Origin of the sequence: Tritonibacter multivorans, from assembly GCF_001458415.1 — a bacterium.
GTDB classification, from domain to species: Bacteria; Pseudomonadota; Alphaproteobacteria; order Rhodobacterales; family Rhodobacteraceae; genus Epibacterium; species Epibacterium multivorans.
The window spans coordinates 24,017-49,752 of record NZ_CYSD01000033.1 but is presented as its reverse complement, the minus strand read 5'-3'; the positions used below and the strand labels follow the sequence as shown (position 1 = coordinate 49,752).

Annotated in this window: 23 protein-coding genes; 10 read left to right on the top strand and 13 right to left on the bottom strand. The window is 60.3% G+C overall.

What is annotated here, in order from left to right; all coding sequences use genetic code 11:
* Positions 1-135: 135 nt before the first annotated feature.
* The gene (locus TRM7557_RS10365; RefSeq protein WP_058290144.1) at positions 136-2,373 is read right to left on the bottom strand and encodes a transglycosylase domain-containing protein; all 2,238 of its coding nucleotides are present in this window, start codon (positions 2,371-2,373) and stop codon (positions 136-138) included.
* 392 nt (positions 2,374-2,765) lie between these two features.
* On the opposite strand from TRM7557_RS10365, the gene TRM7557_RS10360 reads away from it, so the two are divergent.
* Both TRM7557_RS10360 and TRM7557_RS10355 read left to right on the top strand, forming a co-directional pair.
* On the top strand, positions 2,766-3,104 hold the full coding sequence (locus tag TRM7557_RS10360) for a P-II family nitrogen regulator (RefSeq protein WP_058290143.1): 339 nt from the start codon (positions 2,766-2,768) through the stop codon (positions 3,102-3,104).
* Between the two features lie 34 nt (positions 3,105-3,138).
* Entirely contained in the window at positions 3,139-4,488 is a 1,350-nt protein-coding gene (locus TRM7557_RS10355; RefSeq protein ID WP_058290142.1) for an ammonium transporter, read from the top strand.
* A 325-nt stretch (positions 4,489-4,813) separates the two neighbouring features.
* On the opposite strand, the gene TRM7557_RS10350 is transcribed toward TRM7557_RS10355, so the two are convergent.
* A complete protein-coding gene (locus TRM7557_RS10350) occupies positions 4,814-5,830 on the bottom strand; it encodes a helix-turn-helix domain-containing protein (RefSeq protein WP_058290141.1) in 1,017 nt (338 codons plus the stop codon).
* Positions 5,831-5,992: 162 nt separating this feature from the next.
* Between TRM7557_RS10350 and TRM7557_RS10345 the strand changes: the two genes are divergently transcribed.
* A complete protein-coding gene (locus TRM7557_RS10345; protein ID WP_058290140.1) occupies positions 5,993-7,036 on the top strand; it encodes an alpha/beta hydrolase family protein in 1,044 nt (347 codons plus the stop codon).
* Between the two features lie 59 nt (positions 7,037-7,095).
* On the opposite strand, the gene TRM7557_RS10340 is transcribed toward TRM7557_RS10345, so the two are convergent.
* From TRM7557_RS10340 to TRM7557_RS10325, 4 genes are all read right to left on the bottom strand, one after another.
* The gene (locus TRM7557_RS10340) at positions 7,096-8,280 is read right to left on the bottom strand and encodes an amino acid aminotransferase (protein ID WP_058290139.1); all 1,185 of its coding nucleotides are present in this window, start codon (positions 8,278-8,280) and stop codon (positions 7,096-7,098) included.
* Positions 8,281-8,283: 3 nt separating this feature from the next.
* Entirely contained in the window at positions 8,284-9,135 is an 852-nt protein-coding gene (sseA, locus tag TRM7557_RS10335; protein ID WP_058290138.1) for a 3-mercaptopyruvate sulfurtransferase, read from the bottom strand.
* Positions 9,136-9,262: 127 nt separating this feature from the next.
* A complete protein-coding gene (locus tag TRM7557_RS10330) occupies positions 9,263-10,450 on the bottom strand; it encodes an Ig-like domain-containing protein (RefSeq protein ID WP_058290137.1) in 1,188 nt (395 codons plus the stop codon).
* Positions 10,451-10,618: 168 nt separating this feature from the next.
* Positions 10,619-11,386 (bottom strand): DUF1013 domain-containing protein, encoded by a 768-nt coding sequence (locus TRM7557_RS10325; protein ID WP_058290136.1) that lies wholly within the window; start codon positions 11,384-11,386, stop codon positions 10,619-10,621.
* 166 nt (positions 11,387-11,552) lie between these two features.
* On the opposite strand from TRM7557_RS10325, the gene TRM7557_RS10320 reads away from it, so the two are divergent.
* Both TRM7557_RS10320 and TRM7557_RS10315 read left to right on the top strand, forming a co-directional pair.
* Positions 11,553-12,209 (top strand): ribonuclease T2 family protein, encoded by a 657-nt coding sequence (locus tag TRM7557_RS10320; protein WP_058290135.1) that lies wholly within the window; start codon positions 11,553-11,555, stop codon positions 12,207-12,209.
* A 316-nt stretch (positions 12,210-12,525) separates the two neighbouring features.
* Positions 12,526-13,344 carry a DUF2189 domain-containing protein gene (locus TRM7557_RS10315; RefSeq protein ID WP_058290238.1) on the top strand — a complete coding sequence of 273 codons (819 nt, stop codon included), beginning with the start codon at positions 12,526-12,528 and terminating at the stop codon, positions 13,342-13,344.
* Positions 13,345-13,470: 126 nt separating this feature from the next.
* Here TRM7557_RS10315 and TRM7557_RS10310 read toward each other — a convergent pair whose 3' ends face one another.
* The gene (locus TRM7557_RS10310; protein WP_110590843.1) at positions 13,471-14,475 is read right to left on the bottom strand and encodes an NAD(P)H-quinone oxidoreductase; all 1,005 of its coding nucleotides are present in this window, start codon (positions 14,473-14,475) and stop codon (positions 13,471-13,473) included.
* A 70-nt stretch (positions 14,476-14,545) separates the two neighbouring features.
* Entirely contained in the window at positions 14,546-15,289 is a 744-nt protein-coding gene (locus tag TRM7557_RS10305; RefSeq protein WP_082626592.1) for a COQ9 family protein, read from the bottom strand.
* Between the two features lie 139 nt (positions 15,290-15,428).
* Between TRM7557_RS10305 and rpsU the strand changes: the two genes are divergently transcribed.
* Positions 15,429-15,635 carry a 30S ribosomal protein S21 gene (gene rpsU / locus TRM7557_RS10300; RefSeq protein ID WP_005614280.1) on the top strand — a complete coding sequence of 69 codons (207 nt, stop codon included), beginning with the start codon at positions 15,429-15,431 and terminating at the stop codon, positions 15,633-15,635.
* 372 nt (positions 15,636-16,007) lie between these two features.
* Positions 16,008-17,411, top strand: coding sequence for a CAP domain-containing protein (locus tag TRM7557_RS10295; RefSeq protein WP_058290134.1), 1,404 nt, complete (start codon positions 16,008-16,010; stop codon positions 17,409-17,411).
* Positions 17,412-17,483: 72 nt separating this feature from the next.
* Here the strand turns inward: TRM7557_RS10295 and ppk2 are convergent, their stop codons facing one another.
* Positions 17,484-18,404, bottom strand: coding sequence for a polyphosphate kinase 2 (gene ppk2, locus TRM7557_RS10290; RefSeq protein ID WP_058290133.1), 921 nt, complete (start codon positions 18,402-18,404; stop codon positions 17,484-17,486).
* A 228-nt stretch (positions 18,405-18,632) separates the two neighbouring features.
* Complete coding sequence (locus tag TRM7557_RS10285; protein WP_058290132.1) at positions 18,633-19,094, bottom strand: Lrp/AsnC family transcriptional regulator; 462 nt, start codon at positions 19,092-19,094, stop codon at positions 18,633-18,635.
* Positions 19,095-19,238: 144 nt separating this feature from the next.
* Here TRM7557_RS10285 and ald point away from each other — a divergent pair, with 144 nt between their 5' ends.
* The 3 genes from ald (at position 19,239) to TRM7557_RS10270 (ending at position 21,831) form a co-directional block, all read left to right on the top strand.
* Positions 19,239-20,354 (top strand): alanine dehydrogenase, encoded by a 1,116-nt coding sequence (gene ald / locus TRM7557_RS10280; RefSeq protein ID WP_058290131.1) that lies wholly within the window; start codon positions 19,239-19,241, stop codon positions 20,352-20,354.
* A gap of 172 nt (positions 20,355-20,526) precedes the next feature.
* Positions 20,527-20,952: a large conductance mechanosensitive channel protein MscL gene (gene mscL, locus TRM7557_RS10275; protein ID WP_058290130.1), complete on the top strand. Its 426-nt coding sequence runs from the start codon at positions 20,527-20,529 to the stop codon at positions 20,950-20,952.
* Positions 20,953-21,024: 72 nt separating this feature from the next.
* On the top strand, positions 21,025-21,831 hold the full coding sequence (locus TRM7557_RS10270) for a mechanosensitive ion channel family protein (protein ID WP_058290129.1): 807 nt from the start codon (positions 21,025-21,027) through the stop codon (positions 21,829-21,831).
* Between the two features lie 78 nt (positions 21,832-21,909).
* On the opposite strand, the gene TRM7557_RS10265 is transcribed toward TRM7557_RS10270, so the two are convergent.
* From TRM7557_RS10265 to pheT, 3 genes are all read right to left on the bottom strand, one after another.
* Positions 21,910-22,359, bottom strand: coding sequence for a YtoQ family protein (locus tag TRM7557_RS10265; protein WP_058290128.1), 450 nt, complete (start codon positions 22,357-22,359; stop codon positions 21,910-21,912).
* Positions 22,360-22,503: 144 nt separating this feature from the next.
* Entirely contained in the window at positions 22,504-22,998 is a 495-nt protein-coding gene (locus tag TRM7557_RS10260) for a hypothetical protein (RefSeq protein ID WP_058290127.1), read from the bottom strand.
* Positions 22,999-23,310: 312 nt separating this feature from the next.
* On the bottom strand, positions 23,311-25,707 hold the full coding sequence (gene pheT, locus TRM7557_RS10255; RefSeq protein WP_058290126.1) for a phenylalanine--tRNA ligase subunit beta: 2,397 nt from the start codon (positions 25,705-25,707) through the stop codon (positions 23,311-23,313).
* Positions 25,708-25,736: the final 29 nt, after the last annotated feature.

Genomic DNA, 25,736 nt, shown 5'->3' with positions numbered 1-25,736 from the left:
AAGCCTCAACTCTGCTCCTGCGCCTGCCCCTGAGCCAGCGCTTCGGCCAGCCATTTACGTTCTGAGGGAAAGCTTAGGCCAAAACCGCCCATCCGGCAACGCAAGGCGTCCCATCCCGTGCCATGCCGGCTTGGCTCAATTGCCGAAGATATCCCGCAAAAGCCCATCGAGGGTGCGTTCCACCTCGCGTTCGATCCGCTGGCCAAGGTTTGGTCTCTCGCGGCGCGGCTGCGGCGCAGGCTCTGGCGCGGCAACCGGGGCCGGGGCCAATGCGGGCAGCGGGCGTGGGGTCAGACCGTCGTGGACGCGCACCATGGTTTCTTTCCAGATCTCAGCCGGAAGACCACCACCGGTGACACCGGTCAGTGGGGTGTTGTCGTCATAGCCCATCCAGACGCCCGCCACGTAATCTGCGGTAAAGCCAATAAACCACGCGTCTTTGGCAGCCGAGGTCGTGCCCGACTTGCCCGCTGCCTCCCAGCCCGGGATCTGCGCGCGGGTGCCGGTGCCATTGTCGATCACCTGGCTCATCATCCACACCAGTTCACGCGCCGCATCATCGCGGATCACCCGTTCCCCCATGCCGCCGCTCTTGCCGATCAGCGGCTCACCTTCGCCCACAAGGCTGAGCACATTCACACCGTAAGGCGTTACCGACGAGCCCCCGTTCAGAATGCCTGCATAGGCGCCGGTCATTTCCAGAAGGGAGGCCTCGGACGCGCCAAGCGCGAGCGCAGGCCCTGCGGCCAGATCGCTTTCGATGCCGAATTGTTCGGCCACCAGACGCACCTTATCGCGGCCCACGGCCTCGGAGACTTTGACGGCCGGCACATTGAGGGAATCCTTCAGCGCGCGGGCCATTGTGACCTCGCCATAGAACTTGTGGGTGTAATTCTTCGGGCACCAATTGCCCGAGCCGGGCACCTTGAGACAGTATTCGGCGTCCAGCACCCGGTCGAGCGGGGAATAGCCCAGTTCCAGCGCGGTGGCATAGACAAAGGGTTTGAAGGCCGATCCGGTCTGCCGTTTGGCTTGGGTGGCACGGTTAAACAGGCCAGAGGCCCGCAGATTGCGCCCGCCGACCATCGCACGCACGGCGCCATCGGCGCTCATCACGACAATGGCGGCCTGCGCTTTGGAGCCTTTGCGCACCTTGTTTTCAAACACATGCACCAGCGCATCCTCGGCGGCCTTTTGCAGGCGTCTGTCCAACGTAGTGCGAATGACCACATCCTCAGTGGTTTCATCGCCAAGAAACGCCGGGATTTTGTCCATGACCCAATCGGCGAAATAGCCACCCGCGCGGGCGGTGGCCTGCGCGCTGAGCGAGGCTGGCGCGGCAGAGGCCAGGCGGCGCTGTTCTGAGGTCAGATAGCCCTGTTCTTCCATCAGGCGCAGCACAGTGGCGGCGCGATCGCGCGAGCGTTGCAGGTTATTGGTGGGGGCCAAAGTTGTGGGCGCGGTCAGAAGACCGGCCATCATCGCGGCCTCCGACGCATTCACCTGATTGGCGCTTTTGCCAAAGTAGCGCTGAGCCGCCGCTTCGACCCCATAGGCGCCGCCGCCCATATAGGCGCGGTTCATATAGATCGAGAGGATCTCGTCCTTGGTGTATTTGACCTCCATCGCCAGCGCATAAATGGCCTCTTTGGCTTTGCGCCAGACATTACCGCGGCGACAGTCGGCCTCGTAAGCGGCCTCGGACTTCCAGCGCTGCGGGTCATATTCCACGCCCAGACACATCAGCTTGGCGGTCTGCTGGGTGATGGTAGAGCCCCCATGCCCCGACAGCGGGCCGCGCCCTTCGCTGAGGTTGATGCGCACAGCCGAGGCAATGCCGCGTGGCGACAGGCCAAAGTGACGATAGAAGCGTTTGTCTTCGGTGGCGACAAAGGCGTTTTTCAGATGCGGCGACACCGTGTCGGCCGTGACCACACCGCCAAACTGATCCCCGCGCCAGGCAAAGATTTCGCCTTCGTGGTCCACCAGCGTTACAGAGCCGCGATTGCGCCCGTCCAGCAGCGCCGCCAGTTCCGGCAGCTGCGCATATTGCAGATAGATTGCACCGGCCAGAACAAGGCCCGCCACAAGACCCACCCGCCAGGTCGCTGCCCAGAGCAGGCGAAATGCCCAACGGAACGGAAGCAAAAGCCACCCCAGAAGGCCACGCGGTTTGGTCGGGCGGCTTTGGGCGCGGCGCGCCTTGCCCGACACCTTGCCCGACACCTTGCCTGACGCTGCGCGCGTCGCGGGTTTGGCTGTCTTGGGTTTTGCGGCTTTCTTTTTGGGGCCCGGCTTTGCAGCGCTTGAAGAATAGCGACGGTCCGCCACGAGAGGTCTGCGCCCTCCGCCTTTGTTGTTGCCGGTTGCCATGCTCTGTCCTGTCTTTTCTGCACGCCAATCGGCGCGCGCCTCTGCCTGACGTAAATCGGGGCTGCTGACTGCATCCCCTGCCTTTGGGGTCCCGCACATTATTGTCACGAAGCTGTGCTTCAATGACCTGACCGGGATCTGTCCGGCGGGTTAACCAATGGCTGTCCGGGACAGGATACCTGAGCTGCTTTGCTTTGTTGAGAGGCGGTTTCTCGCCGGTTTCCCTTTTTTACATGCCTGTTTTTTAATCATGCGCATTTAGTTTGGCTGTTTTATTGAGCCATCGCCCAGAAAACGGGCGCCTTTCCCCCAGTGTAACGTTCCCACGACTCGGGGTCCCGGCTCTTCTGCACCTGCAACAGCGGGCGGGGAGCCCGAGAAAGGGTGTTGAAATGAAACTCATCATTGCAGCCGTCAAACCCTTCAAGCTGGAGGAGGTCCGCGAGGCGCTGACCGACATCGGCGTATCGGGACTGATGGTCACTGAAATCAAAGGTTTTGGCGCACAAGCCGGCCACACCGAGATCTATCGCGGCGCGGAATACGAAGTGAACTTCGTTCCCAAAGTGAAGCTGGAGATCGTGGTCGCGGATGATTTGGCCGACCAGGTTGTCGAGACCATCACCAAGACCGCCCGCACCGGCAAGATCGGCGACGGCAAGATTTTCGTGCTGGACGTGGCACAGGCCGTGCGCGTGCGCACCGGCGAAACTAACGCAGACGCCCTGTAAAAGCGGCGCTCATTCCTTAAAGGACGTGAAAATAATGACCAAACTAAAGCTCTCCCTCGCCACAGCGGCGATGGCGGCCCTGCCGGGTCTTGCCAGCGCCGAAGTGGTGCCGGGTGTGAACCCCTCCACTGACTCTGTCTTTATCTTCAACACCCTGCTGTTCCTGATCGGTGGTATTATCGTCTTCTGGATGGCCGCTGGTTTTGCCATGCTGGAAGCGGGCCTGGTGCGTTCCAAGAACGTGACCATGCAGCTGACCAAAAACGTCTCCCTGTTCTCGCTGGCCGCGATCTTCTACTGGGCCATCGGCTACAACCTGATGTACCCGCTGGGCACCTGGAACATCGAAGGTGTTCTGTCCGGCGTCTGGGGCCCCGGCGTTCTGGAAGAAGTTGGCATCACCGCTGACGCAGCCGACGACTATGGCTATGCCTCCACCGGGTCTGACTTCTTCTTCCAGCTGATGTTCTGTGCGGCAACCGCATCGATCGTGTCTGGCACCCTGGCCGAGCGCATCAAGCTGTGGCCGTTCCTGATCTTTACCATCGTGCTGACCTCCGTCATCTACCCGCTGCAGGCGTCCTGGAAATGGGGCGGCGGCTTCCTGGACGCGGCTGGCTTCCTGGACTTCGCAGGCTCCACCGTTGTGCACTCTGTGGGTGGCTGGGCCGCTCTGACCGGTGCCATCATCCTCGGCCCGCGGATCGGCAAGTACAAAGACGGCCGCACCGTTCCGATGCCCGGTTCCAACCTGGCGCTGGCAACTCTGGGCACATTCATCCTGTGGATGGGCTGGTTTGGCTTCAACGGCGGCTCGCAGCTGGCGATGGGCTCTGTGGGTGACGTGGCCGACGTATCCCGCATCTTCTCCAACACCAACGCAGCCGCTGCAGGTGGCGCAGTTGCAGCCCTGATCCTGACCCAGATCCTGTTCAAAAAGCCGGACCTGACCATGATCCTGAACGGCGCACTGGCGGGCCTCGTGTCCATCACGGCTGAGCCGCTGACCCCGTCGCTGGGCATGGCGACCCTGATCGGTGCAATCGGTGGTGTGATCGTGGTCTTTGCAGTTCCGATGCTGGACAAGCTGAAGATCGACGACGTTGTTGGCGCGATCCCGGTTCACCTGATGGCTGGTATCTGGGGCACCATCGCGGTTTGCCTCTCCAACTACCAGTCTGAGCTGAACCCTGATGGTACGACTTTGGGCATTCAGCTCTATGGCATCATCGTGGTCGGTATCTTCACCATCGTAACCTCCGGTGTGCTGTGGTTCATCCTGAAGGCCACCATGGGCATCCGTGTGTCCGAGGAAGACGAGATCAACGGTCTCGACATGGCGGAGCTGGGCATGGAAGCCTACCCGGAGTTCAAAGCAGGCTAAGCCCTGATCTTTGATGCAAGACATGACGCGGCGCCTGAAAGGGGGCCGCGTTTTCCTTTGTGCAATCGCTGCGCCGCAACCGCGCGCCAGTTTCGCAGGCACTCCCGCCCGTCGTACGATCATCACAGATGATCTCCTCCCGTTGGGCCAGGCGCGCGGCCTGCGGCCGCGCGCGGTCTCGAAAGAGGCTGGCGTAGAGGACGTTTCCGGATCCTTTTCTGTGCCACAAACGGTGCCGCGCCGGGCGGCAGCCCGGCGCCATGCCCAAGGCTGGAATGGGCCGCAAGGCCCCTTCAGCCGCGGGAGCGCCCCCGCTGTCCGGCGGTCAGGTGCGCGGGGCCTGACGCCACTGACTGGGGGTCTTACCTTTGATCCGGCGGAACTCTCTGTTGAAGTTCGACTTCGTATTAAAGCCCGACGCAAACATCGCCTCGGTCACATTGCTGCCCTGTGACAGAAGCTCTGCCGCACGCGCCACCCGATAGGCGTTCACATAGCGGGACACATTCTCGTCGGTGCTGGCGTTCACCGCCGCCGAGAGCCGTTTCACCGGCACCGCCAGCCTGCGCGCCAGACGCTGCAGCGACAGATCCGGGTCAAGATACAGCTCTTCCTGCTGCATCCGCGCCTCGAGCGTTGCAAAGAGCTGAAGCGCATCGGGACCGATGTCTTTTCCCGCCTCCTCTGACGTCGGCAGCAGGGGCTGCTCCCCCGCCACGCCTGCCTCCCCTTCCGAGACCACAGGCGCCAGCGCCACAGCGCCCAGCACCAATAGGTTCAGGGCACTGAACACCCCCACGATCAGAGGCACATGCGCCCCCTGCCAGCGGACGAAATCCACCCAGACCCAGATGTCGCTGATCCCAGCCCCTATCAGAACCGTGGCCACAAGCCCCCAGAGCTGCCAGGGCAGATCCCCACTGGCCAGCCCCAGCCGGGTCAGGCTGTCGCGCCCCTTGGCAAGCCGCAGGCCGATCGCGCCCCCATAGGCGAGAAACAACAAGATCAGCGAAGGGTCCAGTGCAGAGGGCCACAGGGCAAGCAGCCCCGCACTCGCCAGCGGCCCGGCCCCATGCCACAGATCCCCGCGCCTTGGGGGGCGCTGCGTGGTGACCACAAAGGCAAGCCAGGCCAGCGGCGGCAGACAGGCTGCACTGACGGGCATGACCGGGCGCAGAGCCCCAAACCCATAGTGGTGGACCAAAGCGACCAGCGCGCTTTGCAGGGCACATCCCGCCAAGAGCAGCCCCAACCAGAGGCCCAGCGTGCGCCGCAGCAGGGCGCGCGACAAAAGCACCAGCAGAATCAGGGAAAAGATCAAAGGGATCGGCAGGACAGGCATTCAGGGGCTCTCGCTCTTTATCAGGCGTGCAAAGGTGCAATATCCGGTCAATTTGGTGCAAGATCCGGCCGCAGGCGACCTTAAACCGGTTCGAGGACGCGGGCGCGCGACCAATTTGCCACCACGGGGTCAACGCAGACGACCCTGAAAGGAACACACCCTATGTCGCCGCATATTTTTTCCCGTATCACCGGCATCGCCGCCACGCTGGCCAGCCTTGGCTTTTGCGCCGCGCAGGCAGACCCGATCGGCACCCGCAGCCTTATGGTCGAGGCCCCGCATCACAGCCGCGATATGCGCGTCACCCTGTTTTACCCGGCTGCGGAAGACAGCGGCCAGCAGAGCACAGTGGCAGAAAACGCCGTCTTCTATGGCCATCAGATGTGGCAGGACGCCGCCCCTGCTGCGGGGCAGCAGCCGGTTGTGCTGATGTCGCATGGTCTGGGCGGGCTGACCCGGTCGCTAACCTGGCTGGGCGAAGGGCTGGCGGCGCGGGGTGCCATTGTGGTCGGTGTGGATCACCCCAACACCAGTTTTGGTGATTTCGACATGGTCAAAGGCATGGACCACTGGACCCGCGCGCAGGATATGGCCGTCGCGCTGGACGCGCTGCAAGGGGACGCAACCTTCGCCCCGCATATGGACCTGACCCGTGTTCATGCCACGGGGTTTTCCTATGGTGGCTGGACCGCACTGAGCCTTGGCGGCCTGCGCGGGGATGGGGCGGCCTATGCGCTCTATTGTGATCAGGCGGAGGGCAAATCGACCCATTGCAATGATCTGGTGCGCGCGGGTGTGGACCTGCGGGATGTGGATCAAGAGAAATGGCAGGCGGACTGGCGGCTGCCCGAAGTCACATCCGTCGCGGCGATTGACCCCGGCCTCACCTATGGCATCACCCAAGAGATGGCGGATGATCTGGCGGTGCCTGCGCTGCTGCTGACCTTGGGCAACGCGGCCGACCGGTTGCAGGCCACCGATCTGTCGGCGCGGGGCAGTGATCTGTGGGCCAAGCTGCCAGAGGCGGCGCGCGTGGTGATAGACCCCGCCAGCCACTTCACCGCCCTGCCCCGCTGCAAGCCCATGGGCGAGGCGATTTTGGCCGAAGAACAGGATGACCCGGTCTGCACCGACCCCGAGGGCACCGATCGTGCCGCGGTGCATGCGCAGGTGATCGACGCCATTGCCGACCACTTTGGGTTTTAAAGACAAAAAAAGGGCCGCACCCCATGGATGCGGCCCTTGATCTGTTGGGTGCCAATGGCTTAGACGCCCGCGTCAACAATCGCTTTGGCGAGGATCGGCACGGTCTGAGCGTTCAGGCCTGCGATGTTCAAGCGGCTGTCGCCTACCATGTAGATACCTGCATCCACACGCATTTTCTCGACCAGCTCGGGCGTGGTGCCCAGAAGCGAGAACATACCGCGGTGCTGCGCGATAAAGCCGAAACGGTCAGAACCGGTCAGGCGCTGCAGCTCATCGGCAAGGCTCTGACGCAGGCCCAGCATGCCCAGACGGACCTCTTCCAGCTCTGCGGCCCAGTCGGCGCGCAGGGCGTCGTCGTTCAGGATCATGGTGACCAGACGCGCGCCGTGATCCGGCGGGAAGGAGTAGTTCTGGCGGTTCAGGAACGCCAGCGTCTTCTGGTTCAGCGCCTGACCAGAGGCATCGTTCGCCACCGCCATCAACAGGCCGGTGCGTTCGCGGTAGATGCCGAAGTTCTTGGAGCAGGACGCCGCAATCAGGGTCTCGGGGCAGCTGGACGCCACCAGACGCACGCCAGCGGCGTCTTCTTCCAGACCATCACCAAAGCCCTGATAGGCAATGTCGATCATCGGGATCAGGCCCTGAGCGTTCAGCAGATCCACAACCTCCTGCCACTGGGTCAGGTTCAGGTTGGCGCCGGTCGGGTTGTGGCAGCAGCCGTGCAGCAGGACCACATCGCCTTTCTGCGCGCCCTTCAGGTCTTCCATCATGCCGTCAAAGTTCACACCACGGGTCTCGCGGTCGAAGTAGCGGTAGGTCACGGTTTCAATGCCGACATACTTCAGGATCGACAGGTGGTTCGGCCAGGTCGGGTCAGACACGAACACACGTGCGCCGGGGTTGGCCATTTTGATCAGTTCAAACGCCTGACGCACCGCACCGGTGCCGCCGGGGGTGGCCACAGCGGCGATCGTATCGCGCGCCACGGAAGATCCGAGGATCAGGTTGATCATCGCGTCGCCGTAAGCCGGATCACCGGCCAGACCGGTGTAGGCCTTGGTCGTCTCCGCTTCCCACAGCTGTTTCTCTGCGGCCTTCACAGCGCGCATCACCGGGGTCACGCCCTCGGCATTTTTATAGACACCAACGCCAAGGTCGATCTTCTGTTCGCGCGGGTCTTCGCGGAACATCTGCATCAACGCCAGGATTTTGTCGGCGGGCTGGGGTTTCAGGTTCTCGAACATTGCTCAACTCTCTCCGGTCGCAACGGGAAGTGTAGGAAAGGCGCCCCATTCGGACCAAGACCCGTCATAAAGCGCATGGTCATGTTTGCCCATGCGCTCCAGGGCGAGGCTCAGCACTGCGGCGGTGACGCCAGAGCCGCAGCTGGTAATAGCCGGTTTTGAAAGGTCCACGCCGGCGGCCTCAAAGATCGCGCGGGTGTCCTCGGGGGATTTCATGGTGCCATCGCCGTTCAAAAGCGATGTAAACGGCACGTTCTTGGAGCCCGGAATATGACCGGCCCGCATGCCTTCGCGGGGTTCGGGGGCCTCGCCACGGAAGCGTTCGCCGGCGCGGGCGTCAATGATTTCATGGTCGCCCAGCTTGGCCGCAGAAGACACCTGTGTCACGTCGCGGACCATATGGTTTTGCACCCGCACGGTCATGTGGCGGTCGCGGATCACAGGCGGCAAATCTTCCACCTCGCGCGCCTCAGCGGTCCATTTGGGCAGACCACCGTCCAGCACGGCCACATTCATCTGGCCCATCAGGCGGAACAACCACCACACACGCGCTGCAGAGAAAATACCGGCCCCATCATAGATCACAACCTGATGGCCGTCGCCGACACCCATCGCCCGCAGGCGGGACATGAATTTTTCAACCGGCGGCGCCATATGCGGCAGATCGGAACGGTGGTCAGAAATGTCATCGATATCAAAGAAACGCGCGCCAGGGATATGCGCGGCATTATACTCGGCCTTCGCATCGCGCCCCATCGCGGGCAGATACCACGACGCATCCAGAATGCGCAGGTCAGGATCCTTCAGATGAGCCGCCAGCCAGTCGGTAGACACCAGTGTTTTCGGATCATCCATAGGAAACAGCCTCCTTGCACGCATCAGGTTGCCGGAATGCCTACTATTGGCACCGCCACAGGGCAAGGGCTGATACAAAAAAGGGCCGCGAGAATGCGGCCCTTTCTGGTTTTTTGGTAACCAGTAATCACGTGGCATAACCAAAATTGAAATCAGAGCTGCTGAGGTCTTCGATCTGGATGTTCTGCACCATCAGGGTGCCACTTTCGCCCAAATCAAACAGCACATTGCGACCCTGCTGCTCTGCGGTCTCCATCACGGTTTCGAAGTTGTACACATCATCGACCAGAATCTGAATGAGATCGCCTTCTTCGCTGTTGAAGTCCGCAATCACATCGTGGCCGCCAGAAATGAAACACTCTTCCACATCGTCAATGTAGGGACCATCATACGGACCGAAATCGCTGCGGAAAACAAACAGATCCCCGTCGGCGCCGCCCACCAGCGTGTCGTTGCCAGTGCCGCCCTCCAGAACGTCATAGCCAACACCGCCCTGCAGGCGATCATCATCCGCGCCGCCCAGTAGGTTGTCATTGCCGGTGCCGCCGTTCAGGAAATCATTGCCTTCTCCGCCGACCAGGAAATCAGACCCGTCGCCACCGATCAGGCGGTCCGCGCCTGTGCCCCCATCCAGCAGGTCGTTATCGGTGCCGCCACCAAGCGTATCATCGCCTTCACCTCCCAACAGGAAGTCATCGCCGGTCGCACCCTGCAGGTAGTCCGCGCCAACGCCGCCGAGCAGCTCGTCGTCCCCTCTGGAGCCATAGAGACTGTCATTGCCTTCGCCACCGGACAAAATATCATCTCCGCGGCTGCCACGCAGGATGTCATCGGCGCTGCCGCCCCGCAGCAGGTCTGCCGCTGCGCTGCCGAGATATTGCGGTTGCGAATCCGCCGCGTCTTCGGACACCGTAAAGTAAAACGGCGAAGCTTCTTCGCCACCAACATCAAGGAACGTCCCACCGTCGGCAGTCAGAAACGCACGCTCAAACCCCTCGATGGAATATTGCACGCCCGGTTGAAGGTGCTCAGCCGGGGTGATGGTTACGGTATTGCCTTCGATCTGTACAAGATGCGTGTCGTCGGCCTTGATCCAGAACCCTTCGAATGTGTCTTGATTCACCATAAGAATCACGCCAGTGCGGTTTGCAAACACCTCTTCGCTAAAGACAAACTCGAGCACAACGTCATTTGAAACATCGCTGGTGCCATTGCTGGGGGTCACAGACACGACGTGGGGGCGCACCTCGCCTTCCAGATCAAAGAATTCAAGATCCTCGTCAAAGCCTTCGCCAATAACGTCCAAAGCCGTCATAGTAATCTCCAATAAAAACAAATAAATACGCCACCTAATATTGGCAGCACCGTGCAAGGGTTAACCTTCTGTTAACCATGGCGCAAGCTTTTAGAATGGCGCGTGGGTGCAATAAAAAAAGCCATGCCGAGGCGGCATGGCTTTGGAATTTGATAATTTGAAAACGGATCAGAAGCGCGGGTCGATGCCACCCTCGTCTTCATCTTCGTCCTCGTCCGAGTTCGGGAGGTTGAAGAAGCTGTCGGCATCCGGCAGCGGCTCTTCTTCCTTGGGCTCATCGGTGCCGCCGAGGGTAAAGGTCTCCAGACCTTCAATGGCGGAGGGGATCTTCGGCTCTGCGTCCATCTCCAGCGACTGCTCGGTGGAGACCAGCTTGCGGCGTTCGTCGTCGCTCATCACGCCACCTTCTGCAGCCTTGGCAGCAGCGGCTTTCTGCACAGCAGAGTCCAGTTCGGACTGGCGGCACAGGCCCAGCGCAACCGGGTCGATCGGTTCCATATTGGCGATGTTCCAATGGGTGCGCTCGCGGATCGACTGAATGGTCGGCTTGGTGGTGCCCACCAGTTTCGCGATCTGGGCATCGGCCAGTTCCGGGTGGAACTTCACCAGCCACAGGATCGAGTTCGGACGGTCCTGGCGCTTGGACAGCGGGGTGTAGCGCGGGCCACGGCGTTTTTCTTCGCCTGCGGCGGCCGGGTTGAACTTCAGCTTCAGCTTGTGAAGCGGGTTGTTCTCTGCCGAATCGATTTCATCCTGAGTCAGCTGGTTGTTGGCAATCGGGTCAAAGCCCTTCACGCCAACTGCAACGTCGCCGTCAGCAATGCCCTGGATTTCCAGTTCGTGCATGCCAACAAAATCTGCGATCTGCTTGAAGCTGATCGTGGTATTGTCCACCAGCCACACGGCGGTCGCCTTGGCCATCAACGGTTTTGCCATGTGTCTTCTCCTTCATAAACACGTCTGCCCCCGACGTATCCTGAGCGGCAGATAAACCTCTCCTGTCGCCTGAAACAGGCGGCCCGTGGCAATCCTCGGGCGGGTTTCCGTTGTCGGGGAACTTGGTTTCTATATAGTCGCCTTGTTTTCATAAGGAAAGAGGCGAATGCGGGGGCTTTTCTTCACATTTCTGGGGCTGTTTGCCCTTATTGGCGCAACCCTTGCGCCCAGCGCACGGGCCGACGGCGAACGGGCGGGCGAATTTGATTACTATGTTCTGGCGCTCAGCTGGTCGCCCAATTGGTGCGAAATCGAAGGCGATGCCAAAGGGTCGGACCAATGCGATGCGCGTCATGACCACGGCTGGACGCTGCACGGGCTGTGGCCGCAGTTCCATCAGGGTTGGCCCAGCTATTGTCGCACGCCCCACGGGCCACCGACGCGCCGGATGAGCAATGAGATGGCCGACATTATGGGCACCGCTGGTCTGGCCTGGCACCAGTGGAAGAAACACGGCACCTGCACCGGCCTGACAGGCGGGCAGTATTATGCCCTGATGCGAGAGGCTTACACCCGGGTGAACCGGCCTGCGATCTTCCGCAAGATCCCCCGCGAGGTGCGTCTGCCTGCGTCGCTGGTGGAAGAAGCGTTTTTGAAAGAAAACCCCACATGGTCCAAAGACAGCCTGACCATCACCTGTCGCGACGGCTTTATTCAGGAAGCGCGCGTCTGCCTCAGCCGTGATCTGGAGCCCGTGCCCTGCGGCCGTGATGTGATCAAGGACTGCCGCATGAAAGACGCCCGGTTCACGCCCGTGCGCTGAGCCGAGCCAGCCGGGCCTCGCTGAAACGTGAGGCCCGCGCCCGGCAGTTGTGACCCGCATTGAGCGCCATTTTATGGTAAGCTCATCCTAAGCGCACTTGTGAGGCGCCGGGACAGGTCCTGCCGACTGAACCAAATCTTACACTAGCAGCCTTTCTCCCCCGCCCCTCAGGCGCCGTTCATCGGCTCAGGAGAGGAGGCCTGCCATGACAGACATCACATCCGACATTGGAACAGCGGGAGGGGGCACCAATGGCACCCCGCACCCGGACGCAGAGGGCCGCGACCGCACCATTGGCAACCCGGTCAGCTGGGCCATGCAAAGCCTTGGTCGCGCGGGCAGCCATGCTGCTGAAACCGTTGAGGAAATACGCAGCGACAGCGCAGCCCATCCCGAGGTGCGCAAGATCACCATGGAGGACCTGCGCGCCGCGCTGACCGCTGGATGGTCGGATTTCACCGCGGCCCGATCTGATGCCATGTTTCTGGTGTTCATCTACCCGCTGATTGGCGTGGCGATGGTCAGCCTTGGCTTTCGGCTCGAGATGATTCCGCTGCTGTTTCCGATGATTATGGGCTTTGCCCTGATCGGACCGGTGGCCGCGATTGGCCTTTACGAGATGTCGCGCCGTCGCGAAGCCGGGGAAGAGATGCGCTGGATGGCGGCGTTTTCGGTGCTGCGGTCCCCGGCTTTTGGGCCGATTCTGCTGCTTGGCCTCTATCTGGGCGGGCTGTTTGTTGGCTGGATGCTGGCGGCGCAGTTCATCTATGTGCTGACACTGGGCCCAGAGATGCCAGAGAGCGCGCTGGCGCTGTTTACGGCCGCGCTCACCACGCCGATGGGCTGGGTGATGACGATTGCGGGCACGCTTGTGGGCGCAGGCTTTGCGCTGGCGGCATTGGCGGTCAGCATCGTGTCGTTCCCCCTGCTTCTGGATCGCCCGGTTGGGCTGCCAATCGCAGTGTCCACATCCATGGAGATGCTGCGCAAAAACCGCCGCCTGTCGCTGACATGGGGCGCCATGGTGGGCAGCCTGCTGGTTGTGGGGTCAATCCCGATGTTTCTGGGGCTTGTCATCGTGGTGCCCCTGCTGGGTCATGCCACTTGGCACCTCTACCGGCGCGCCGTTGTCTGACAGCAGGAAACACCGCACCCGTTGCGGCTGGGCGCGCGCCGCGCGCTTGGGGGCTGGGCAGGTTTGCCCGGCCCCCAAGCGCGCGGCGCCACCGACCTTGGCCGGTGTGGCCTGCGGCCACAGAGGTCAGAGCTCGCCTGCCACCTCCAGAACAATCTTGCCAATATGAGCCGAGCTTTCCATACGCGCATGGGCCTCTGCCGCTTTTGCCAAGGGGAAGCTGCTGTCCATCACCGGGCGCAGCTTACCGGCTGCGACCAGCGGCCAGACGGCCTCTGACAGATCTTGCGCAATCGCCGCCTTGGCCAGATCGCTCTGCGGTCGCAGGGTCGATCCCGTAATCGTCAGCCGCCGCATCATCACATGGGCAAAGTTCAGCGCGACCTTGGGCCCCTGCAGAAAGGCAATCTGTACCAGACGGCCATCGTCCGCCAAGGCTTTCACATTGCGCGGCAGGTAATCGCCCCCGACCATATCAAGGATCAGATCCGCCCCACCTTCAGCGCGCAGCACCTCGACAAAGTCATCCTCGCGGTAATTGATCGCAACTTCTGCGCCAAGCGCCCGACAGGCGGCGCATTTTTCCTCGGATCCGGCGGTGGCAAAGACCCGCGCGCCCAGCGCCTTGGCCAGCTGGATCGCAGTTGTGCCAATACCCGATGACCCGCCGTGGACCAGGAACCGCTCCCCCGCTTTCAGCCCGCCACGGGTCACAACATTGGACCAGACGGTGAAGCAGGTTTCGGGCAGGCAGGCGGCCTCTTTCAGGGTGACCCCTTCTGGGATCGGCAGGCAATGGGCCGCCGGTGTCATGACATATTCCGCATAACCGCCACCGGGCAACAGCGCGCAAACCTTGTCGCCGACCTCAAGGCCCGTAACCCCGGCCCCGATCGCTGCAATCTCGCCCGAGGCCTCCAGCCCCGGCAGATCGCTTGCGCCCTTTGGTGGCATATAACCGCCAGCACGCTGGAGGGCATCGGGGCGGTTCACACCCGCATAGGCCACCCGGATCACAACCTGCCCTGCCCCCGCAGAGGGCACGGGACGCGACACGGGCTTCAGGACCTCGGGTGCGCCGAATTCGGAAATCTCAACGGCCTGCATAATGTCGGGCAGGGTCTGGGGCATCTTGGGTCCTCCTGATGGTTTCCCACAGGCCTAGCACCCAGCCCCCAACCCCGCCAAGCAGGGAATACGGTTATTCCGCAGCGGAGTCCGGCCCCATTCCGCCCGCTCCCATGCCGCCCGTTCCCATACCGCTTTGTGTCCAGCGGCCCGGCAAGTCATCCACGCTTGTTGGTTTGCGCACCAGAGAGGCCAGAAAATTCGGCCCCGCAAGGAAGGGTTTCAGAAGCGGGTTCTTCTGGGCGCTGGCTTTGAGCGTTTCAATCTGCATCACATTGTCGATGCGACGGTCAAGGAAATCCCAAGTCGCCTGATGATCGGCGCTGTCATCGCCAAGCCAGAACAGAACCGTTGCGGAATAGACGCCCGAAAGGGTCGCACGTTTGCTGTACCAATTGGCGTCCTCAGAGGTATCGCCCAGCGCGTTCCAAATGGCATCCGCCGTGCCCCAGACCAGTTTTGCCCCCTCTGCCGCATGTGTCGGCAGCGCAAAAAGCGTGGCGCCCCGGCGCACGGCTTCTTTGTCCTCGGCGGCCTCAAGCCGGTAGCGCACAGCCAAGGCCACCCGGTCCCGAAACCGCATCTGGGTCAGGTCGGTGGCTGCCAGACGGGTCTTCATGACCTCATCGCCGCGTTTGTGATAGGCAAGTGCCAGATCCAGCGCGCCGCGGGGAAACAGCGCCATGGCCAAGGCCGGATCGATCCCCGAATCATCCACGGCTGCCTTAAAGCTGGTCTCGCTCCAGCCATCGAAAACCACATGCAGCAGCGCCGCATCCAAGAGTTGATCGCGGATTTCCTGTGTCTGTTCGCCCATTTTCACCCTCTCCTGCCCTGTTTGGGCCTGGTTGCTTCTGGCTCTGACGCCAGTACTAGACAATTTAGAGCGGCCTTGCTATACGGCCACTTCCTGCAATTTCCATGCAACTCAAATCTAGAAAGGTGGTGACAACCACATGCAGGTTAGTGTTCGCGACAATAACGTCGACCAGGCGCTCCGTGCCCTGAAGAAAAAGCTGCAGCGCGAAGGCGTCTTCCGCGAAATGAAGCTCAAGCAACATTTCGAAAAGCCGTCCGAGAAAAAAGCGCGCGAGAAAGCTGAAGCGATCCGCCGTGCCCGTAAACTGGCGCGTAAGAAGGCTCAGCGCGAGGGTCTGCTCTAAGATCCCGCTCGTGTCCGGCTTCTTCTGGATACTGTTGAGAATAAAGAACCCCCGCAGCTTCGGCCGCGGGGGTTTCTTTTTGACGGAATGATTCCCTCCCCCTCTGACGGCCTTTCCTGTACGGAGGCGGTTTCCAAAAAACCGCAACAGGCATAAGCAAAAAGGCGCTTGAGGGGCCTAAATTCATAAAAATCGAAGTAAACTGCGGTTTTTTGCCGAGCGCAATTCGTCAAATCAGCAAAATTTGGTCACTTTTCGCACCTAGCTTTTCCTTGGCTGCTCTCTCTCGCAACACCGTGTTAGCGGGACACAATCTGCACCTTTGGGGCACCCCATCGGGCGTAGGAATGACTGACAAGGAGGTACGCTCGCATGAGCATCGCCAATGAGCTTGAGCTGCAAATGCTGTCGCTGATCAACGCAGAACGCACCAGCCGGGGCCTCAACGCCCTTCAGCTTGAACAAGATCTGAACAAAGCCGCCGAAGAGCACAGCGAATGGATGCTGGAAGAAGACATCTTCTCTCACACCGGAGAGGATGACTCATCGCCCCATGAGCGTATGGAAGACGCAGGTTTTGAGTTTTCTGGCCGCTGGGCCAGCGCCGAAAACGTTGCCTGGCAAAGCACCCGTGGCGCAGCGGGTCTGAGCGATGATGTCGTGGACCTTCACAATGCGCTGATGAACAGCCCGGGCCATCGCGCGAATATTCTGAACCCTGATTTCCAGTACATTGGCATTGGTCTGGAAAACGGGGATTTCACCCATGGCGCCTTCACCTATGATTCCCTGATGGTGACGCAGAATTTCGCCCGCACCACAGCGGACGTTACTCTAGATCCGGGCTCGGGCGGATCTTCTGTGCCTGTAACAAACGGAACCGCAGGCGATGATGACCTGGAATTGACCAGCCGCGGTAGCCTTATCGCGGGTGCCGGCAATGATACCTTAAACGGCAGCAGCGACGCCGATGAACTGTCCGGTGGGCACGGTCATGACACGGTCAAAGGTCGCGGTGGCGACGACGAAATGAACGGCGGCACTGGCAATGACACCATGCGAGGTGGCACCGGCGATGACCGGATATTTGGCAACTCCGCACGCGATCGTCTGTTTGGCGAAAGCGGCAATGACTTTATCTCTGGCGGTGACGGCGCTGATTACGTCGACGGCGGCTCTGGCAGTGATACGATCTATGGTCGCTCGGGCTGGGACAGCCTGAATGGAGGCGATGGGAATGACAGCATCTATGGCTCTGAAGGCGACGACGAAATCAATGGCGGAAATGGTCATGATTGGCTGTCAGGCGGTTCCGCCTGGGACACCATTGACGGCAATGGCGGCAACGATACGCTCTACGGCAACTTTGGCTCGGACCGTCTGTCCGGCGGCAGCAACAATGACCAACTATTTGGTGGCACCGGAGATGACACACTGAATGGCGGTTCCGGCAATGACCTTTTGCAGGGCAATCAGGGCGTCGATGTTCTGGAAGGTGGAACCGGCAATGATACGCTCCGCGGCGGCACCTTGGCGGATACTTTTGTCTTCGATGAAGGGTTCGATAGCGACGTGATTGAGGATTTCCGCCTAGGTGAAGACATCCTGTCGCTGACCCGCGATCTGGCGGGAAGCGGCAATGCTGACCAAGTGATCGACACCTTCGGTCTCGTTACATCTGACGGGCTCGAACTGAATTTCGGAGGCGGCGATGTGTTGTTTCTGGAAGGTCTAAACAATCTGTCAGCTTTGGCCGACGATATCGTATTTGCATAACACGGCCCCGACCGGGGTCTGACTTCCCCCGCCCCGAACAGAAAAGCCCGGCTCTTGGCCGGGCTTTTCTGGTTAGTAGATCTTTGGCACGTAGAGCTCGTCCGGCAAGTACCGCCGTTCATAATCCGGGTTATACTCCCGATCCGGCAGGCTGACCTTTTCGCTGGGCACGTCTTCGTACGGGATCTTGGTCAGCAGGTGTTCGATACAGTTCAACCGCTCGCGCTTTTTGTCATTGCCTTCCACAATGAACCAGGGCGCTTCGGGGATATTTGTGCGTTCGAACATCTCTTCCTTGGCTTTGGTGTACTGCTCCCAACGGATGCGCGACTCCAGATCCATCGGCGACAGTTTCCACTGCTTCATCGGGTCATGGATGCGCATCATGAATCGCAGCTGCTGTTCTTCGTCGGTGATCGAGAACCAGTATTTCAGCAGAATAATACCCGAGCGCACCAGCATGCGTTCAAATTCGGGAACGTCTTTAAAGAATTGTTCGACCTGATCCGGTGTGGCGAAATCCATCACCCGTTCAACACCGGCGCGGTTGTACCAGGACCGGTCAAACAGCACGATTTCACCCGCCGCCGGCAAATGCGGCACGTAGCGTTGGAAATACCACTGGCTCTGTTCCCGGCGCGAGGGCGCAGGCAGAGCCACAACGCGGGCCACACGGGGGTTCAGGCGCTGGGTGATGCGTTTGATCACGCCCCCTTTGCCCGCACTGTCGCGGCCCTCAAACAGAATACAGACCTTGGCACCGGTGTGCTGCACCCAGTCCTGAACCTTGATCAATTCAGCCTGCAGACGCAGCAGGTTCTGAAAATAGACCTTCCGGTCCAGCATCTCGGGGTGCTGCGCCCGGTAGATCTTGCGAAGCTCCATCGACAGCATGGGCTCGGCAAATTCGATCTCGAAATCCTCGTCCAGCGTGTCCTGAAGCTCCGCCTCCAGCCAGTCGAATGAATAATTTTCGATGTCGCTGTCACTCACGGCGGTTCTCCTTCTAGTCGCTGCTTCTGCCCAGATAACGTCAGGATGTGATCCTTTGGTGTCAACGCCCGGCGAAAGCGGCATTTTTCAGCACCAATTCCGGGTTCTTTCGATACAGACACCCGGATACGGAGAGTCGCTATCATGGGGACAAGTCAAAAGGGAACGTGATTTTTTGCCGCTTCGCAAGCCCTTCGGTATAAATTACCCCCGTCCTCGACGCCGCGATCAGGGAATAGGCAGTGCTGTGGTTTTAAACACGGTCCGCAAGGCAAAGGAACTCTGCATTTGGGCGACGCCGGGCAGACGGGACAGGTGCTGGCGGTGGATCCGGGCGAAATCCTCGGTGTTTTCAGCCACAACCTTCAGAATATAGTCCGCTGTGCCCGCCATCAGATGACATTCCAGAACGTCCGGAATACGCGCCACAGCTTTCTCAAAGGCATCCAGAACCTCGTCGGCTTGCCCCGAGAGGGTGATTTCGACGAAGACGGTCGTTGGCACCTTCATTTTCCGCGCATCCAGCAGGGCCACATAGTCGCGAATAAAGCCCTCCTCCTCCAGACGCTGCACCCGGCGATGGCAGGCCGAAGCGGACAGGTTGACGGTTTCGCTCAGCTCCGCGTTCGAGATGCGGCCCTTCTTCTGCAACACCCCAAGGATGCGACGATCTAACTGGTCCAGCTCCATTTGACGGCCCCTTTCTTGCGCTTTGGGCGCTTATAGCAGGAAATTCTTCGAAAGCCATCTTTTCGATGTGCCCAATAAAGCAGCAAATTTTGCGAAGACCGTGTCACAGTTTACCTAAAGACACTTAAGCTCGGGGAGCAAGTCATGAAAATCGGATGCCCAACAGAAATCAAACCGCAAGAATTCCGCGTCGGCATGATGCCGGACGCCGCCCGTGAAGCCGTAAATCGCGGCCACGAGGTTGTCATTCAAGCCGGCGCAGGCCTGGGTGCGGGCTTCACCGACGAAGATTACCGCGCCGCCGGTGCCACCATTCTGGACACCGCCGCAGAGATTTTTGCCACCGCCGACATGATCGTAAAGGTCAAAGAGCCCCAAGCGATTGAACGCAAGATGCTGCGCGAAGGCCAGCTGCTGTTCACCTATCTGCACCTTGCCCCCGACCCCGAGCAGACCAAGGACCTGCTGGAGTCCGGGTGCACCGCGATTGCCTATGAAACCGTGACAGACAACAATGGTGGCCTGCCCCTGCTGGCGCCGATGTCCGAAGTGGCTGGCCGTCTGGCGCCGCAGATGGGCGCATGGACCCTGCAGAAAGCCAATGGCGGCCGTGGCGTCCTGATGGGCGGCGTTCCCGGCGTGGCTCCGGCGAAGGTTGTTGTGATCGGCGGCGGTGTTGTGGGCACCCACGCCGCCAAAGTCGCCGCAGGCATGGGCGCCGATGTGACCGTTCTGGACCGTTCGCTGACCCGCCTGAAGTATCTCGACGATGTCTTCGGCCGTGACTTCAAAAACCGCTATGCAACCGCTGGTGCCACCGCAGAGCTGGTCCGCGAAGCCGATATGGTCATCGGTGCGGTTCTGATCCCGGGTGCCGCAGCGCCGAAGCTGGTGTCCCGCGCAGATCTGGCAGAGATGAAGCCGGGCGCAGCGCTGGTTGACGTCGCCATTGACCAGGGCGGCTGCTTTGAAACCTCTCGCGCCACCACCCACGCAGAACCGATCTATGAGGTCGATGGCATCATGCACTACTGTGTGGCCAACATGCCGGGTGCGGTTGCGCGCACGTCGACACAGGCGCTTGGCAATGCCACCCTGCCCTTCCTGCTGGCGCTGGCCGACAAGGGCTGGAAACAGGCCTGCGCAGACGATCCGCATCTGCTGAACGGCCTGAACGTGCACGCGGGTCAGCTGACCTATGACGCGGTCGGCAAGGCGCTTGGCATTGAGGTTGTTTCGGCCAAAGCTCTGGTGCAATAACCTAAAGAATAGGCCGCTATCCTTTTTGGTGGCTTTGCGCCTCTCTCACCGCAAGGTGAGGGAGGCGTTTGTTTTTTCCCCTAACGCGCTGGTTGAAAGAGGTTATTTAAAAATTTACAGAACCTCAGAGCACACGTACCCTCACCGGCATCTTATGTTGTGGGAGAGTTACATGTTTAACGAGTTCAAGGAATTCATTGCCAAGGGCAATGTGATGGATATGGCGGTGGGCATCATTATTGGGGCCGCGTTCACCGCAATTGTGAAATCCATGGTCGATGACCTGCTGAACCCGATCATCGGGCTGTTCACAGGCGGTCTGGATTTCACCAACAATTTTGTCGTCCTGTCGGGCGATGGCTCCTACGGATCGCTAGAGGCCGCCCGCGAGGCCGGCGCTGCGGTCTTTGCCTATGGGGCGTTTTTTATGGCGGTGATCAACTTCCTGATCGTTGCCTTCGTGGTGTTCATGCTGGTTCGCTATGTGAACAAGGTGAAATCCGCGATGGAAAGCCCCGCGGAAGAGGTCGCGGAAGACCCCGCAGGCCCGAGCGAACTGGATGTCCTGCTGGAAATCCGCGATTCGCTGAAACGATAACCCGCCCGCAAATTTGGGCATGTGGGGGAAGGCGCGTTCTGCACCTTCCCTCTTATTTTGGACAGGAAAAAGATGGAACAAGTCGTAGAACAGGCAAACGCCTATATGCCGCTGGTATTGAACGGCGCAAAGGCACTGGCCGTATTGGTCGTAGGTTGGATCGCAGCAGGTTGGATTTCCAGCGTGGTGCGCAAGCGCGTAAACGCCTCTGAACACATCGACAATACGATTGGCAACTTTGCAGCATCGGTTGTGCGCTGGGTGCTGCTGGCGATCGTGCTGGTTGCGGTTCTGGGTATTTTTGGCATTGAGGCCACCAGCCTTGTTGCAATGCTGGGCGCAGCCACGCTGGCCATTGGTCTGGCGCTGCAGGGCACGCTGAGCGACATTGCTGCCGGTTTCATGCTGATCCTGTTCCGCCCCTATAAACTGGGTCAGTTTGTCGACATCGGCGGCACTGCGGGCACCGTGAAGGACGTGAACCTGTTTGTGACCGAACTGGCAACCGCCGACAATGTTCAGATCATTGTGCCCAACGGTCAGGCCTGGGGGTCGATCATCACCAACTTCTCGGCCCATGACACCCGTCGCGTGGATATGGTGTTTGGCATCGACTACGGCGACGACATCGAGAAAGCCAAAGCCATCATCCTGAAGCTGGCCAACGCCGACGCGCGCGTCAAACAGGATCCGGAACCCTGGGTGCGTGTGACCAACCTTGGTGACAGCTCTGTTGATCTGACCACCCGCATCTGGTGCGACGCGGCGGATTACTGGGAACTGAAGTTCGCGATGACCCAAGGCGTAAAAGAAGCCTTTGACGCCGAAGGTATTTCGATCCCCTACCCGCATTCCGTGGAAATTCAGAAAGCTGGCTAATCGCCACCCTTTCGCAAAAAACAACGCCCCGGCTCCTTTCGGACCGGGGCGTTTTTGTCTGTCTTGGCAACCGCGCGCTTAGCCCGGCAATTGCCCCTTCAGCACATAGCGCAGGATCTCGACCACCTGCTGCGGTGTCTCTGTCACAGCGAGTGCGGCGGCGTGCACCTCTTTCAAGGCGTGCTGATGTTCGGGCGGGCTGAGGACAATAACCGATTTGCCCAGTGCGGCCGCGTAGCCTGCGTCAAACGCCGCGTTCCACTGTTTGTATTTCTCGCCAAAGCGGACAACGACAAGATCCGCGCCCTCAATGCCACGGCGGGTGCGGATGGCGTTCAGCTTGGCGCCTTTGTGGTCGTGCCAGAATTTTTTGTCTTCAGCCCCCATGATGGCCACGCCACAATCATCCGAGGCATCATGGTCGGTGACCGGGCTGTCAAAGGTCACATCAAGACCCGCCGCGCCGTCGGTAATCTGTTCCCGCCAGTCGGTGTGGATTTCACCGGAAAGATAGATTTTCAGTGTCATTGCGGCCTCCTGTGTTCTGCCATGTCTGCGCCAGACCTAACCTGAAACCATTGGCAGGCATAGGCCATTGCAGACACATGCCCCCCCCCCAAGGCCTGCCAAGCAAGCGGCCCATGCGCCGTGCCCCCCGTCGCAGTCGACCTGTCAGAAGCTGGCCAAGTTTTTAGCCGAGGGCTGAACAGCCCGTTTTCCGGCGGTAACGCTCGCGCCTGTGCGATCCAGATACGCCCAGCGGGCTGCAAGGAACTGCAACGTCCGGCGCTCATCCCCGGAGGCATCCCGTTCAAACCTTTGCCGCCAGCTGCCTTCGATTTGGACGGGCAGCCGAATGGTCTTGAGCGGTGGCGGGTCTTCGCGCCGTTGCGCAGCCGAGAAATTGGCCTGCGTCAGCATCAGACGCAGCTCTTGTTTCAGCCCCGAGAAATCCGATTTGCGACGCCCGGCAAACACGACTGACACCTCTTTGGTGTCATCGACATAGCCACGAACGGTGATATCGCCGCGCGCTGTCTTTCCAAAAATGGGAACCAGAACCAGATCTACCTGTGTCATGCCATTCTTAAACAGACCGGCGTCTTCGCTCTCGGGCGTGACATGGAACCGTGACACCCGGCGATCTTGTCTAGGAGTATGAGACATGAGGTTTCAAATTTCTTTTAGGCTGATGGCGGTCAAAAAAGTGGAAAATTCGGAACGATTCACAACATCTCAGAGATAACAAAACACCCATTAAAAATAGGTTTCTCACGCAGAATTAGCGGCTTACAGAACGGCATCTACCCTGCATCTTTAGAATCAGTGCTGTGTTTGACCGATGTGTATCCTTGCGGCGTTCCCGTGGTATCATACGATTGCAAAGACTGCTCTCCACAGAAAATCGCGGCGTGATAAACCAAAAAAAACGCACCTCGGATGAGGCGCGTTTCTTCAATTATCATAGGTGAGATCAGGTTAGCCGCGCAGCTCACCACCGGTGGCTTTGGTCACCTTGGCCACGATCTTGTCGCTGACCGCCTCGATGTCTTTTTCCGTCAGGGTTTTGTCCTTGGGCTGCAGACGCACGGTGATTGCCAGCGATTTCTTGTCCTCGCCCAGCGAGCCGCCGATGAACTCGTCAAAGACGCGCACGTCTTCGATCAGCGCTTTGTCGGCACCGGCGGCGGCATTGACCAGCGTCAGCGCCTCTACACCTGCGTCGACAACAAAGGCAAAGTCACGCTCCACCGCTTGCAGGTCAGAAATCGCCAGCGCGCCGCGGCTTGCGCCGGATTTGCGCGGCAGCGGGATTTCTTCGGGGTAGATGGTGAAGGCCACGGCGGTGCCTTTGATGCCCAGCTCGCTCAGAACTTTGGGGTGCAGTTCGCCAAAGACGCCAAGGGTCTTTTTCGGACCCAGACAGATGCGGCCGTGACGGCCCGGGTGCCACCAAGCATCGCCTTCGCGCAGGATCTGCACCTTGGCCGGCGCGCCAATCGCGGCGAGGACAGCCTCTACATCGGATTTCGCGTCATAGACATCCATCGCGCGCGAGGCGCCATGCACGTCCTTGGGGCCATTGCGGTTGACCAAAAGGCCCGAGATCTGGATGCGTTCTTCGCCCGGTTCCCCACCGGTGAAGGCCGGTCCGACCTCGAACAAGGCCAGATCGGACTGACCGCGCGCCTGATTGCGGGCTGCGGCCTGCAGCAGACCCGGCAGCAGGTCGGGACGCAGGTGCGACATTTCCGAGGAAATCGGGTTGGCCAGCATGGTCGCATCATCACCGCCACCAAACAGCGCAGCGGCTTTCTGGTCGATGAAGGTGTAGCTGATGACCTCGTTATAGCCCAGCGCAGCGGTGGTGCGGCGGGCCATCTGCAGGCGACGCTGCATCGGGCTCATCACGGCGGCGGGGATGCCATCGGTCAGGCGCGGCAGCGGTTTGCCCTGCAGTTTGGTCAGGGACGCAATACGCGCGACCTCTTCGACCAGATCGGCCTCGCCCTGCACGTCAGGACGCCAGGACGGCACATGGGCCAGGTTGCCTTCCAGACGGAAGCCCAGACGGGTCAGGGTCTGGCGCTGTTCGGATTCGGGGATTTCCATACCCACGAGGGACTGAACGCGCTCTGGGTTCAGTTTGTAGGCGCGGGCATGGCTGGGCACGTCACCCGCGGCCACGACCTCGGACGCTTCACCACCACAGAGATCAAGGATCATTTGCGTCGCACGCTCCAGACCCTCATAGGTGTATTCCGGATCCACACCGCGTTCGAACCGGTAGCGGGCATCGGTGTTGACCTTCAGCGCGCGGCCCGTGGTTGCGATCTGCACGTGATCCCAGAAGGCGCTTTCGAGGAAGACATCCACGGTTTCGTCGGTGCAGCCGGTTTCTTCGCCGCCCATAATGCCCGCGATGCTTTCCACACCGTTGTCATCCGAGATCACGATCTGACCGGCAGAGAATGTGTATTCTTTTTCGTCCAGACCCTGCAGTGTCTCGCCACCGGCGGCGCGGTGCACACGCAGGTCGCCCGCGACCTTGGCCACGTCAAAGACGTGCAGCGGGCGGTTCTGGTCAAAGGTGAAGAAGTTGGTGATATCCACCAGCGCCGAGATCGGACGCAGGCCAATCGCAGTCAGACGGTCCTGCAGCCATTTCGGGCTGGGGCCGTTTTTCACACCACGGATCACACGACCGGTGAACAGCGGGCAGCCGTCCAGCGTGTCTTCGTCAATGGTGACTTTGATGGGGGAGGCAAACTGACCCTCGACCGGTTTGTAGTCGGTGGTTTTCAGCGTGCCAAGACCGCGCGCCGCCAGATCGCGGGCAATGCCATAGACGCCCAGCGCATCGGGGCGGTTTGGGGTGATTGCGATCTCGATCATCGGGTCAACTTTGGCGGGGTCGTTTTCCGCCAGCCAATCCACCAGCTTGTCGCCCACCGCGCCCGAGGGCAGTTCGATAATACCGTCGTGGTCTTCGCCCAGCTCCAGCTCTTTCCAGGACGCCATCATGCCGTGGCTTTCCACGCCGCGGATCTTGCCGACAGAGAGGGTGAAGTCCAGACCGGGCACATAATCGCCAGGCTTTGCCAGCACCACGGTGATGCCAGCACGCGCATTGGGCGCACCGCAGACGATCTGCTTTTCGCCCTCATCCGTGCTCACCTTGCAGACGCGCAGGCGGTCGGCATCGGGGTGCTGCTCGGCCTCTTCGATCTTGGCGAGGGTAAAGGTCTTGAGCTTGTCGGCCGGGTTCACGACCTCTTCCACCTCGAGACCGAGGTCGGTGAGGGTTTCGGTGATTTCCTCGACCGATGCATTCGTGTCGAGGTGGTCCTTCAGCCAGGAGAGGGTGAATTTCATGTCTCAGCGCCCTTTGGCAAAATCAATGG

Excerpts from the sequence above, each read along its gene's own strand:
- TRM7557_RS10365 (WP_058290144.1), bottom strand. The coding sequence starts at position 2,373 with ATGGCAACCGGCAACAACAAAGGCGGAGGGCGCAGACCTCTCGTGGCG.
- TRM7557_RS10360 (WP_058290143.1), top strand. The coding sequence starts at position 2,766 with ATGAAACTCATCATTGCAGCCGTCAAACCCTTCAAGCTGGAGGAGGTC.
- TRM7557_RS10355 (WP_058290142.1), top strand. The coding sequence starts at position 3,139 with ATGACCAAACTAAAGCTCTCCCTCGCCACAGCGGCGATGGCGGCCCTG.
- TRM7557_RS10350 (WP_058290141.1), bottom strand. The coding sequence starts at position 5,830 with ATGCCTGTCCTGCCGATCCCTTTGATCTTTTCCCTGATTCTGCTGGTG.
- TRM7557_RS10345 (WP_058290140.1), top strand. The coding sequence starts at position 5,993 with ATGTCGCCGCATATTTTTTCCCGTATCACCGGCATCGCCGCCACGCTG.
- TRM7557_RS10340 (WP_058290139.1), bottom strand. The coding sequence starts at position 8,280 with ATGTTCGAGAACCTGAAACCCCAGCCCGCCGACAAAATCCTGGCGTTG.
- sseA (WP_058290138.1), bottom strand. The coding sequence starts at position 9,135 with ATGGATGATCCGAAAACACTGGTGTCTACCGACTGGCTGGCGGCTCAT.
- TRM7557_RS10330 (WP_058290137.1), bottom strand. The coding sequence starts at position 10,450 with ATGACGGCTTTGGACGTTATTGGCGAAGGCTTTGACGAGGATCTTGAA.
- TRM7557_RS10325 (WP_058290136.1), bottom strand. The coding sequence starts at position 11,386 with ATGGCAAAACCGTTGATGGCCAAGGCGACCGCCGTGTGGCTGGTGGAC.
- TRM7557_RS10320 (WP_058290135.1), top strand. The coding sequence starts at position 11,553 with ATGCGGGGGCTTTTCTTCACATTTCTGGGGCTGTTTGCCCTTATTGGC.
- TRM7557_RS10315 (WP_058290238.1), top strand. The coding sequence starts at position 12,526 with ATGCAAAGCCTTGGTCGCGCGGGCAGCCATGCTGCTGAAACCGTTGAG.
- TRM7557_RS10310 (WP_110590843.1), bottom strand. The coding sequence starts at position 14,475 with ATGCCCCAGACCCTGCCCGACATTATGCAGGCCGTTGAGATTTCCGAA.
- TRM7557_RS10305 (WP_082626592.1), bottom strand. The coding sequence starts at position 15,289 with ATGGGCGAACAGACACAGGAAATCCGCGATCAACTCTTGGATGCGGCG.
- rpsU (WP_005614280.1), top strand. The coding sequence starts at position 15,429 with ATGCAGGTTAGTGTTCGCGACAATAACGTCGACCAGGCGCTCCGTGCC.
- TRM7557_RS10295 (WP_058290134.1), top strand. The coding sequence starts at position 16,008 with ATGAGCATCGCCAATGAGCTTGAGCTGCAAATGCTGTCGCTGATCAAC.
- TRM7557_RS10285 (WP_058290132.1), bottom strand. The coding sequence starts at position 19,094 with ATGGAGCTGGACCAGTTAGATCGTCGCATCCTTGGGGTGTTGCAGAAG.
- ald (WP_058290131.1), top strand. The coding sequence starts at position 19,239 with ATGAAAATCGGATGCCCAACAGAAATCAAACCGCAAGAATTCCGCGTC.
- mscL (WP_058290130.1), top strand. The coding sequence starts at position 20,527 with ATGTTTAACGAGTTCAAGGAATTCATTGCCAAGGGCAATGTGATGGAT.
- TRM7557_RS10270 (WP_058290129.1), top strand. The coding sequence starts at position 21,025 with ATGGAACAAGTCGTAGAACAGGCAAACGCCTATATGCCGCTGGTATTG.
- TRM7557_RS10265 (WP_058290128.1), bottom strand. The coding sequence starts at position 22,359 with ATGACACTGAAAATCTATCTTTCCGGTGAAATCCACACCGACTGGCGG.
- TRM7557_RS10260 (WP_058290127.1), bottom strand. The coding sequence starts at position 22,998 with ATGTCTCATACTCCTAGACAAGATCGCCGGGTGTCACGGTTCCATGTC.
- pheT (WP_058290126.1), bottom strand. The coding sequence starts at position 25,707 with ATGAAATTCACCCTCTCCTGGCTGAAGGACCACCTCGACACGAATGCA.